This window comes from Mycobacterium sp. TH-M106 (assembly GCF_057473765.1).
Genome location: NZ_JBYCLE010000293.1, coordinates 1 through 8,984 on the forward strand (window position 1 = coordinate 1; position 8,984 = coordinate 8,984).

The window sequence follows — 8,984 nt, forward strand, 5'->3', positions numbered from 1 at the left end:
CCCCACCTGAAACCCCGCCCAAGCCGCCCACCGACCGCTGCGCCGACCGCACCGCCGTGATGCCCCAACGCCGCCGCACCCGCGCCCAAAACCGCGCCCGCTACATCGCGTCCGAACGCCGGCGCAACCAGCAGGCCCGCCAGGCGCGCCGGGCTGCCTGCCAAGCCTTCTGGACCACTCCCGCACCACCCGCCGACTCCGACGACGACCCGCCACCCTTCTAGCGACCGCGGTCCCTTCTAGCGACCGCGGTGACGAGCCGACACGCCATGCCGGGCCCGGGCATGATCAGCGCAGCAGATGCCGCGCCATCACCACCCGCTGGATCTGGTTGGTGCCCTCGTAGATCTGAGTGATCTTGGCGTCGCGCATCATCCGTTCGACCGGGAAATCCGTGGTGTATCCAGCGCCGCCGAACAACTGCACGGCGTCGGTGGTGACCTCCATCGCCACGTCGGAGGCGAAGCACTTCGCCGCCGCGGAGATGAAACCCAGCCCGGTCTCGCCGCGTTCGGCGCGGGCAGCCGCGGTGTACACCATCAGCCGGGCGGCCTGCAGTTTCATCGCCATGTCGGCCAGCATGAACTGCACTCCCTGGTTGTCACTGATCCGCCGGCCGAACTGCCTGCGGTCCTTGGTGTAGGCGATCGCGGCGGCCAGCGCGCCCTGCGCGATGCCGACGGCCTGAGCGCCGATCGTCGGCCGGGTGTGGTCCAGTGTGCGCAACGCGGTCTTGAACCCGGTTCCCGGCTCGCCGATGATCCGGTCCCCGGGGACGCGGCAGTTCTCGAAGTACAACTCGGTGGTCGGCGATCCCCTGATGCCCAGCTTGTGTTCCTTGGGTCCGACCGAGAAGCCCTCGTCGTCGCGGTGCACCATGAACGCCGAGATCCCGTTGGCGTCCAGGTCGGGATCGGTCACCGCCATCACCGTGTACCAGGTCGACACACCGCCATTGGTGATCCAGGCCTTGGTCCCGTTGAGGATCCAATCGTCCCCGTCGGGCTTGGCGCGGGTGCGCATCGCCACCGCGTCGCTGCCGGACTCCCGCTCGGAGAGCGCATAGGAGGCCAGCGCCTCCCCCGACACCAGTGTCGGCAGCACCTGCTGCTTGAGTTCCTCGGAGCCGGACAGCAGTAGGCCCATGGTGCCCAGTTTGTTGACCGCGGGGATCAGCGACGCCGACGCATCGACGCGGGCCACCTCCTCGATCACGATGCAGGTGGCCACCGCGTCCGCACCCTGCCCACCGTAGGCCTCGGGGATGTGGACGGCGTTGAAGCCGGAGGCGTTCAGCGCGGTCAGCGCCTCCTCGGGGAACCGGGGCTCGCGGTCCACCTCGGCGGCGTACGGCGCGATCTCCTTTTCGGCCAGCGCACGGACCGTCATCCGCAATTCACGATGCTCTTCGGACAGCTTGAACAGATCAAACGACGGATCGCCGGTCCAGCCGGTCACCTCGGCCTCCTTGCTCCACCCGGGTTACTCGCCGGTAACTTTACCCTGCAGTGCTTCGTCTTTGGCGAGCACCGACTCGGCCAGCCGATCCTGGAACGCCGCGATCCGGGTCCGCAGCGCCGCGTCCGCCGATCCCAGGATGCGCACCGCCAGCAGGCCGGCGTTGCGGGCACCGCCGATCGACACAGTGGCCACCGGCACCCCGGCCGGCATCTGCACGATGGACAGCAGTGAGTCCAGGCCGTCCAGGCGCGCCAGCGGCACCGGCACCCCGATCACCGGCAGCGGGGTGGCGGCGGCGATCATGCCCGGCAGGTGGGCGGCGCCGCCCGCCCCGGCGATGATCACCTCGATGCCGCGGCCGGCCGCGTTCCGGGCGTAGTCGAACATCCGCTGCGGGGTGCGGTGCGCCGAGACCACCCCGACCTCGAACGGGATGTCGAACTCGGCCAGCGCGTCGGCAGCGTCGGCCATCACCGACCAATCACTGTCGCTGCCCATGATCACCCCGACCCGGGGCTGTTGTGCCATGAATGTCCTATCCGTTCTGTCCATCGGGCCACTGTGCATGCGACAACCAGTGTGCCGCGAGTGCGGCACGAGCACTCAGCTTCGCCCACTCCCCCGCGTCCCCAGGATTCGAGCCGAGCAGGTTGACGTGTCCTATCTTGCGGCCCGGGCGTTCGCGCTTGCCGTACAGGTGGACGTGGGCGTCGGGCATCCGCGCAAACAGGTGATGCAGACGTTCGTCCATGGCCATCGTCGGCGGCCGCGGGGCACCGAGCACGTTGGCCATCACGGTGACCGGCGCGATGGCGTCGGTGTCGCCGAGCGGATAGTCCAGCACCGCACGCAGGTGCTGTTCGAACTGGCTGGTGCGGGCTCCGTCCATGGTCCAGTGTCCGGAATTGTGCGGCCGCATCGCCAGCTCGTTGACCAGCAGCTCCCCCTCGTGCGTCTCGAACAGTTCGACGGCCAGCACCCCGATGACGCCGAGTTCGTCCGCCAGCCGCAGCGCCAATTGTTGTGCAGCCGAAGCCAAGCCGTCGGGTAGATCCGGCGCGGGCGCGATCACCTGTATGCAAATCCCGTCGCGCTGCACCGTCTGCACCACCGGCCACGCCGCACCCTGGCCGAACGGGGATCGAGCGACCAGCGCCGCGATCTCTCGGCGGATGGCGACCCGCTCCTCGACCAGCACCGGAACGCCGGCGGCCAGGTAGTCGACGGCGATGTCGCGAGCCCGGGCCGCGTCGTCGGCGATGGCCACGCCGCGGCCGTCGTACCCGCCGCGCGCTGCTTTGACCACGATCGGAACACCAACCTGCTCGACGAAGTGGTCCAGGGAGCTGACGCTGCCGACGGAGTCGACGGTGACGTACCGTGGCACCGGCGCGCCCAGGGCCGCCAACCGTTGCCGCATCACCCGCTTGTCCTGGGCGCAGACCAGCGCCTGCGGTGGCGGTGCCACGTTGACGCCCTCGGCGACCAATATGTCCAGCAGTTCGGTGGGGGCGTGCTCGTGGTCGAAGGTCAGCACGGTGGCGCCGGAAGCGGCGCGGCGCAGGTCGTCGAGGCTGGTGTGTGAGCCGATCACCACGTCGGGGGTGACCTGGGCCGCCGGGTCGTCGGCCGCGACGGCCAGTACCCGCAGGCTCTGGCCCAGGGCGATCGCCGCCTGATGGGTCATCCGGGCCAGCTGCCCGGCGCCGACCATGGCGACCAGCGGCTGCGCGGGCACAGGTGACCCGGGCGACCCGGCGGGAGAGGAGTCCGGCACGGCCATCATCGTGTCACGCTCGCGGCGACCATCAGGTAGCGACCGTTATCGCATCGTTACCCGCAGGTGAACAAGACGGACGTAGACTGCCGTCCTGTGTCCTTCACCGACGCGACGATCGCCCGGCTGCCAGGGGTGATCCGGCCGCTGGCCGAGCGTCACCATGAGCTGATCAAGTTTGCCATCGTCGGAGCGACCACGTTCGTCATCGACTCGGTCCTGTTCTACACGCTCAAGCTGACGATCCTGGAGCCCAAGCCGGTGACCGCCAAGGTCATCTCCGGCATCGTCGCGGTGATCGCGTCCTACATCCTCAACCGGGAGTGGAGCTTCCGGGACCGCGGCGGTCGCGAGCGCCACCACGAGGCGGCGCTGTTCTTCGCGGTCAGCGGCGTCGGGGTGCTGCTGTCGATGGCACCGCTGTGGTTCTCCAGCTATGTGCTGCAGCTCCGGGTACCGACGGTGTCGCTGACCATCGAGAACATCGCCGACTTCATCTCGGCCTACATCATCGGCAACCTGCTGCAGATGGCGTTCCGGTTCTGGGCGTTCCGCCGATGGGTGTTTCCCGACCAGTTCGCCCGCAGCGCCGATGCGGCGCTGGAATCCACCCTCACCGCGGGCGGTTTCGCCGAGGCCTTCGAGGACAACATCGCAGGCGGCGGCACCGTCACGCTGATGCGTGCGTGGCGCTCGCGCGGTTCTGAACTCGGCGATTCCTCCGAGTCCAGGGTGTCGAAGACTTCGTGACGCACACCCAGGGCGCCACTAGGGCACCAATACCGCCACCAACCTTAGCCTCCTCGCGGACCTCACCAGGTGATCGTCGCTTCAAACGCTGTTGTGCAAGTGGATGACGTCCCCGGCAGACACGGTCTCCACCCCAGCGCCGGTGTCGATCTGGAGCCGGCCCAGCTCATCGACGGCTTCGGCAACGCCCTCGATCTGCCGGTCACCGGGTAAGACGGCGCGCACCCGGGTGCCGAGGGTACGGCTGTACCGCCGGTAGTCGGCGGCCAGGGCCACATCAGCATCGCGCCAGGCTGCGATACGGGCTGCCAGCTGACGAAGCACTCCCTGCGCCAACATATTTCGATCGACTGATGCGCCGAGCATCGCCAGCGAGATGGCGATGGGGTCGGGTGCCTCGTCAGCGGTCATCGTCACGTTCAGACCGAGGCCGACGACGACGAGCGGTTTGGGCACGGCCACCTCGGCGAGGATGCCGGCCAGTTTGCCGTCCCCGACGACGACGTCGTTGGGCCACTTCAGGCGCGCCTCGATGCCGGCCACCTCGGCGAGTGCATCGGCCACCGCGACGCCCGTCGCCAGCGGCAGCCAGCCCCATCCGGAGGTCGGGACTGCGTCTGCACCCACCCCGACCGACAGCGTCAACTGGGCGCGTGGCGGGGCCGACCAGTGCCGCCCGAGTCGACCGCGACCAGCCGTCTGATGGTCGGCCAGCAGAACGACACCGTCGATGTCCTCGCCGGCGCCGGCCCGGGCCAGCAGGTCGGCGTTGGTGGAGCCCGTTTCGCCGACCACGTCGAGCACCCGCCACGGCCGGCCCGGCCCCGTCAGCTGGTCGCGCAGAGTGGATTCGTCGAGCGGAGGTCTTTCTGAGTCGTCATCCATCATGATGTAGCCTAATATACTCATCTCATGAGTAAACGTCTGCAGGTTCTCCTCGACCCGGACGAATGGGAACAGCTCCAAGAGATCGCCCGCCGGCACCGGATGACGGTCTCGGAGTGGGTCCGCCGAACGCTGCGTGCTGCGCGGGAACGTGAGCCGCGTGGCGACCTGGACACCAAGCTGCGCGCCATCCGCAACGCCGCACGTCATCAGTTCCCGACCGCCGACATCGAACAGCTCCTCGAGGAGACCGAACGCGGCTATGCGACGTCGTCCGAAGCTGCACCGTGATCCTCGTCGACGCCAACATTGCCATGTATCTGGTGGGCGCATCGCATCCACACAAGCTGGATGCGCAGCGGTTGCTGGAATCCGCTCTGTCAACCGGCAAACGGTTGGTCACCGATGCCGAGGTGCTGCAGGAAATCTGTCACCGGTACGTGGCGATCAACTGCCGTGAGGCGATCCAGCCCGCCTTCGATGCGCTTCTCGGCGTCGTCGACACAGTCCTGCCGATCGAACGCGGGGACGTCGAGCAGGCCAGGGATGTCCTGCTGCGCTACCAAGAGCTGTCCGCCAGGGACGCACTCCACATCGCCGTCATGGCCCGCCATGACATCACCGTGCTGATGAGCTTCGATCACGGATTTGACGCCTATCCCGGGATTAAGCGTCTGGCCTGACCGACTCGCGCACCGCCTGCTTCGATTCGACCGGCTGGCCGTGGTCAATCCGTGGCTTGTCTACCCGCGCCAGGTTGTAACGGTCGTTTTCCGTCATACATCACGACGGACTTTTCGCAGGCTGGACGTTGATCCCGCATTCGCTCTTGTTGAACCCAACCCAGCGCCCACTGCGCGGGCCGGCGCCTTTCGCTGGCTTGGCCGTGTTCGGTTGACAGCCGATAGACGTATAGCCTTCTGCGACCAAGGGATTCACCAGCACCTGGTGCTCGGTGATGTGGTCGGCCATATCCTGATCGGACCACGCGGCCAGTGGATTCACCTTGACCAGTTTGAACAGCTCATCGAAGCTGACCAGTGGGGCGTTGGCACGGTTAGGTGTATCGACGCGGCGCAGCCCGGTCACCCACGCGGAGAAGCCGGACAGTGTTTTGGACAGCGGGACCACTTTGCGCAGTCGGCAGCACTCGTCGGGGTCGGTGCGGCACAGGCTCGTACCCAGCTCCAGCACCGAGGGCTCGGGGTGGATGGTGAGCAACCGGATGTCGTAGGTGGCTTCGACCGCATCACTCATCCCGAGGGTTTCGGGGAACTCGTTGCCGGTGTCGACGAACAGCACCTGGACTCCCGGTCGCACCTTGGCCGCCAGGTCCACCAACACGGCGTCCTGCATGTTGCAGGCCACCACGTAACCGTCGCCGAAAGTTTCGTCGGTCCAGCGCAACAGATCGGCGGCACTGGCGCCGTCCAACTCGGCGGCCCCGCACGCCGCCAGTTCGCGCAGCTGTGCTTCGGGTAGACGGTTCGCCTGGTCGTTCATCGTTGTTCTGTCCCCTGACTCTCAGCGCAGGGCGGTCTCGTCGGCTCGCAGTGCCCACTTTGCGAAGCTCTCGCCATCGTGTCTCTGGTCGACGAAGTGGTGCACCACCCGCTCGATGTAATCGCCGAGTTCGGTGCCGAGTACCTTGTGCTGGCGCAGTTTGCGTCCGAAGCCGCTTTCGGCGCCCAGGCTGCCGCCTAGGTGCACCTGGAAGCCCTCCACTGAGTTGCCCTGGCCGTCGTCGACTATCTGGCCCTTGAACCCGATGTCAGCGACCTGAACCCGCGCGCACGAGTTGGGGCAGCCGTTGAGATGGACCGTGATTGGCACGTCGAGTCGAGCGTTGATGTCGGCGAGCCGGCGTTCGAGTTCGGGCACCAATGTCATGGCACGGACGCGGGTCTCGGTGAACGACAGCTTGCAGAACTCGATACCGGTGCAGGCAATCAGGTTTCGGCGCCAGACCGACGGCCGTACAAGGAGGCCCAGGCCCTCCAGACCGGCCACCAGATCGTCGACCTTGTCATCCGGCACGTCGAGAATCACCAGTTTCTGATACGGCGTCAACCGGGCCCGGTCCGACCCGGCCTGCTCCATCAGGTCGGCCACCGCGGAGAAAATCGTGCCTGAGACGCGTCCGGCGATCGCGGCCACTCCGACAGCGTTCAGGCCGTTCTTGATGCGCTGCACCCCGACGTGGTCGATCTGGCGCGCGGGCGGCTCGGGGGCCGGGCCGTCGATGAGGTGTCGCTTCAGGTACTCGGTTTCGAGAACTTCGCGGAACTTTTCCGTACCCCAGTCTCTGACCAAAAACTTGAGCCGGGCCTTCGACCGCAGCCGCCGGTAGCCGTAGTCGCGGAACAGGGCGGTCACCGCCTCCCACACCTCGGGCACCTCGTCGAGCGGCACCCAGGCGCCGACCCGTTGAGCCAGCATCGGATTGGTGGACAGCCCGCCACCGACCCACAGATCCAGCCCGGGGCCGTGCTCGGGATGGTTGACGCCGATGAACGCCACGTCATGGGTCTGGTGAGAAACGTCTTGCAGACCCGATACCGCGGTCTTGTACTTGCGGGGCAGGTCCGCGAACTCGGGATTGTTCAAAAAACGCTGCCGGATTCTTTCGATCGCCGGGGAAGCGTCGAGCACTTCGTCGAGAGAATCACCGGCCAGCGGCGAGCCGTGGATACCGCGCGGGCAGTCACCGCAGGCCTCGATGGTCGTCAAGTCCACAGCGCCCAGCCGCCGCCAGATCTCGGGAACGTTCTCGACCTCGATCCAATGGATCTGTAGGTTCTCCCGGTCGCCGATATCGGCGGTGTCACGACCGAATTCGGTCGAGATCTGACCCAGCGTGCGCATCGCATCCACCGACAACGGTCTGCCGTCGGTGCGTACCCGCATCATGAAGAAGCGGGCCTCGATGGTGTCGATGTGCTCGTCACCGGTCCAGGTGCCGTCATAACCTTGCTCGCGTTGGGTGTAAAGGCCCATCCAGCGGTACCGGTTGCGCAGATCGCCCTTGTCGATGCTGTCGAAACCCTGCTTGGCGTGGATGTTTTCGATGCGAGATCGGACATTGAGTGGAGGGTCGTCTCGTTTGAGCTGCTCTTTGTCGTTGAGGGGTTCACGCTCGCCGAGGGCCCACTGGCCCTCGCTGCGAGTCTTGGCGTAACGCGGTGTGGTAATGGGAGTCCTCCTTCCTTGCGGTCAGGTGGCCCGCCGATAGACGCACCGTCAAGCGGGTAGCCAAGCTGCAGAGACTTCAACCTCTCTGCATCACGCAGAACGACGCCGCTAGTTGCTACCGGGCGGACAGCTCACGCGATGTCCTTGTCGTTCCAGCTTTGCTGCTCGTTCCAGCTTCACCGCGCGCGCCTTACCGTGACTGGAATCGCGCTGCTTTTCTGCTGTGACTTCGCTGCACGGCACCTGAATCGCCAGCGTCTTCAGCGGATAGAACTCGATGTGCGCTGTGCGGTTTGGGTTCCCACCGTCCGCCCGCCGCCCGACGGATCCGGCTGACGATCCGCCGCCGTGCAGCTCTAACTATTGTGATGTCGCGTGGCTCAGGGCCATCCGCCACAGCCCACGCCGGGCAAACAGCCGCCTCCACCACCGGGCCCGCCCCATCCGGTGGGACCACCCGGGATCTGACCGCCACCGCCGCCCGGCCCACCCCATCCGGTGGGACCACCCGGGATCTGACCGCCACCGCCGCCCGGCCCACCTCCGCCGGTGGGACCACCCGGGATCTGACCGCCACCGCCGCCCGGCCCACCTCCGCCGGTGGGACCGCCGGGAGCGGGCGTCTGCTCCGGGGGTGGTCCGGGTGGTGGCGTCGTCGTGGTCATCGTGGTGGTCGTCGTCGTGGTGGTGGATGTCGGTCCGCCTTCACCGCCGCCACCGCATCCGACCGCGAACGACAAAACGGCCGCGCTGCCGAGCACCGCCGTCGCCATCCTGATTTGCGATCTCATCATCGACTCCATTTGTACGCCTGTCGACGGCACGCGTTGACTCATCCAAAATGCGCGCGTAGACCTCTTCGTTGCCTCAACTGAGAATGCGCGCGTGCGGCGCGCCTACCCGGTAGTGCAGGGATTGC

Annotated in this window: 10 protein-coding genes and 1 pseudogene; 5 read left to right on the forward strand and 6 right to left on the reverse strand. The window is 66.9% G+C overall.

What is annotated here, in order from left to right; translation table 11 throughout:
* Window positions 1-224 (forward strand): annotated as a pseudogene (locus AC2VOP_RS10235) (hypothetical protein); the annotation flags it as partial.
* Window positions 225-288: 64 nt separating this feature from the next.
* On the opposite strand, the gene AC2VOP_RS10240 reads toward AC2VOP_RS10235, so the two are convergent.
* Genes AC2VOP_RS10240 through AC2VOP_RS10250 form a run of 3 tightly spaced genes read right to left on the reverse strand, consistent with a single transcriptional unit; the run spans window position 289 to window position 3,247 of the window.
* Complete coding sequence (locus AC2VOP_RS10240) at window positions 289-1,458, reverse strand: acyl-CoA dehydrogenase (RefSeq protein ID WP_486960851.1); 1,170 nt, start codon at window positions 1,456-1,458, stop codon at window positions 289-291.
* A gap of 24 nt (window positions 1,459-1,482) precedes the next feature.
* Window positions 1,483-1,989 carry a 5-(carboxyamino)imidazole ribonucleotide mutase gene (gene purE / locus AC2VOP_RS10245; RefSeq protein ID WP_486960859.1) on the reverse strand — a complete coding sequence of 169 codons (507 nt, stop codon included), beginning with the start codon at window positions 1,987-1,989 and terminating at the stop codon, window positions 1,483-1,485.
* Between the two features lie 7 nt (window positions 1,990-1,996).
* Entirely contained in the window at window positions 1,997-3,247 is a 1,251-nt protein-coding gene (locus AC2VOP_RS10250; RefSeq protein WP_486960852.1) for a 5-(carboxyamino)imidazole ribonucleotide synthase, read from the reverse strand.
* An 87-nt stretch (window positions 3,248-3,334) separates the two neighbouring features.
* Here AC2VOP_RS10250 and AC2VOP_RS10255 point away from each other — a divergent pair, with 87 nt between their 5' ends.
* Entirely contained in the window at window positions 3,335-3,988 is a 654-nt protein-coding gene (locus AC2VOP_RS10255) for a GtrA family protein (RefSeq protein WP_486960853.1), read from the forward strand.
* 81 nt (window positions 3,989-4,069) lie between these two features.
* Here the strand turns inward: AC2VOP_RS10255 and AC2VOP_RS10260 are convergent, their stop codons facing one another.
* Window positions 4,070-4,897, reverse strand: a complete 828-nt coding sequence (locus tag AC2VOP_RS10260; RefSeq protein WP_486960854.1) for a biotin--[acetyl-CoA-carboxylase] ligase — start codon at window positions 4,895-4,897, stop codon at window positions 4,070-4,072.
* 3 nt (window positions 4,898-4,900) lie between these two features.
* Between AC2VOP_RS10260 and AC2VOP_RS10265 the strand changes: the two genes are divergently transcribed.
* Together AC2VOP_RS10265 and AC2VOP_RS10270 are read left to right on the forward strand one after the other, a co-directional pair.
* Complete coding sequence (locus AC2VOP_RS10265) at window positions 4,901-5,164, forward strand: antitoxin (RefSeq protein WP_486960855.1); 264 nt, start codon at window positions 4,901-4,903, stop codon at window positions 5,162-5,164.
* Entirely contained in the window at window positions 5,161-5,556 is a 396-nt protein-coding gene (locus AC2VOP_RS10270) for a type II toxin-antitoxin system VapC family toxin (RefSeq protein ID WP_486960856.1), read from the forward strand. Before AC2VOP_RS10265 ends, AC2VOP_RS10270 begins: the two co-directional genes overlap by 4 nt.
* Window positions 5,557-5,656: 100 nt before the next feature.
* On the opposite strand, the gene AC2VOP_RS10275 is transcribed toward AC2VOP_RS10270, so the two are convergent.
* On the reverse strand, window positions 5,657-6,376 hold the full coding sequence (locus AC2VOP_RS10275; RefSeq protein WP_486960857.1) for a phosphoadenylyl-sulfate reductase: 720 nt from the start codon (window positions 6,374-6,376) through the stop codon (window positions 5,657-5,659).
* A gap of 21 nt (window positions 6,377-6,397) precedes the next feature.
* Window positions 6,398-8,065: a nitrite/sulfite reductase gene (locus AC2VOP_RS10280; protein WP_486960860.1), complete on the reverse strand. Its 1,668-nt coding sequence runs from the start codon at window positions 8,063-8,065 to the stop codon at window positions 6,398-6,400.
* A 657-nt stretch (window positions 8,066-8,722) separates the two neighbouring features.
* Between AC2VOP_RS10280 and AC2VOP_RS10285 the strand changes: the two genes are divergently transcribed.
* Window positions 8,723-8,896, forward strand: coding sequence for a hypothetical protein (locus tag AC2VOP_RS10285; protein WP_486960858.1), 174 nt, complete (start codon window positions 8,723-8,725; stop codon window positions 8,894-8,896).
* Window positions 8,897-8,984 lie beyond the last annotated feature (88 nt).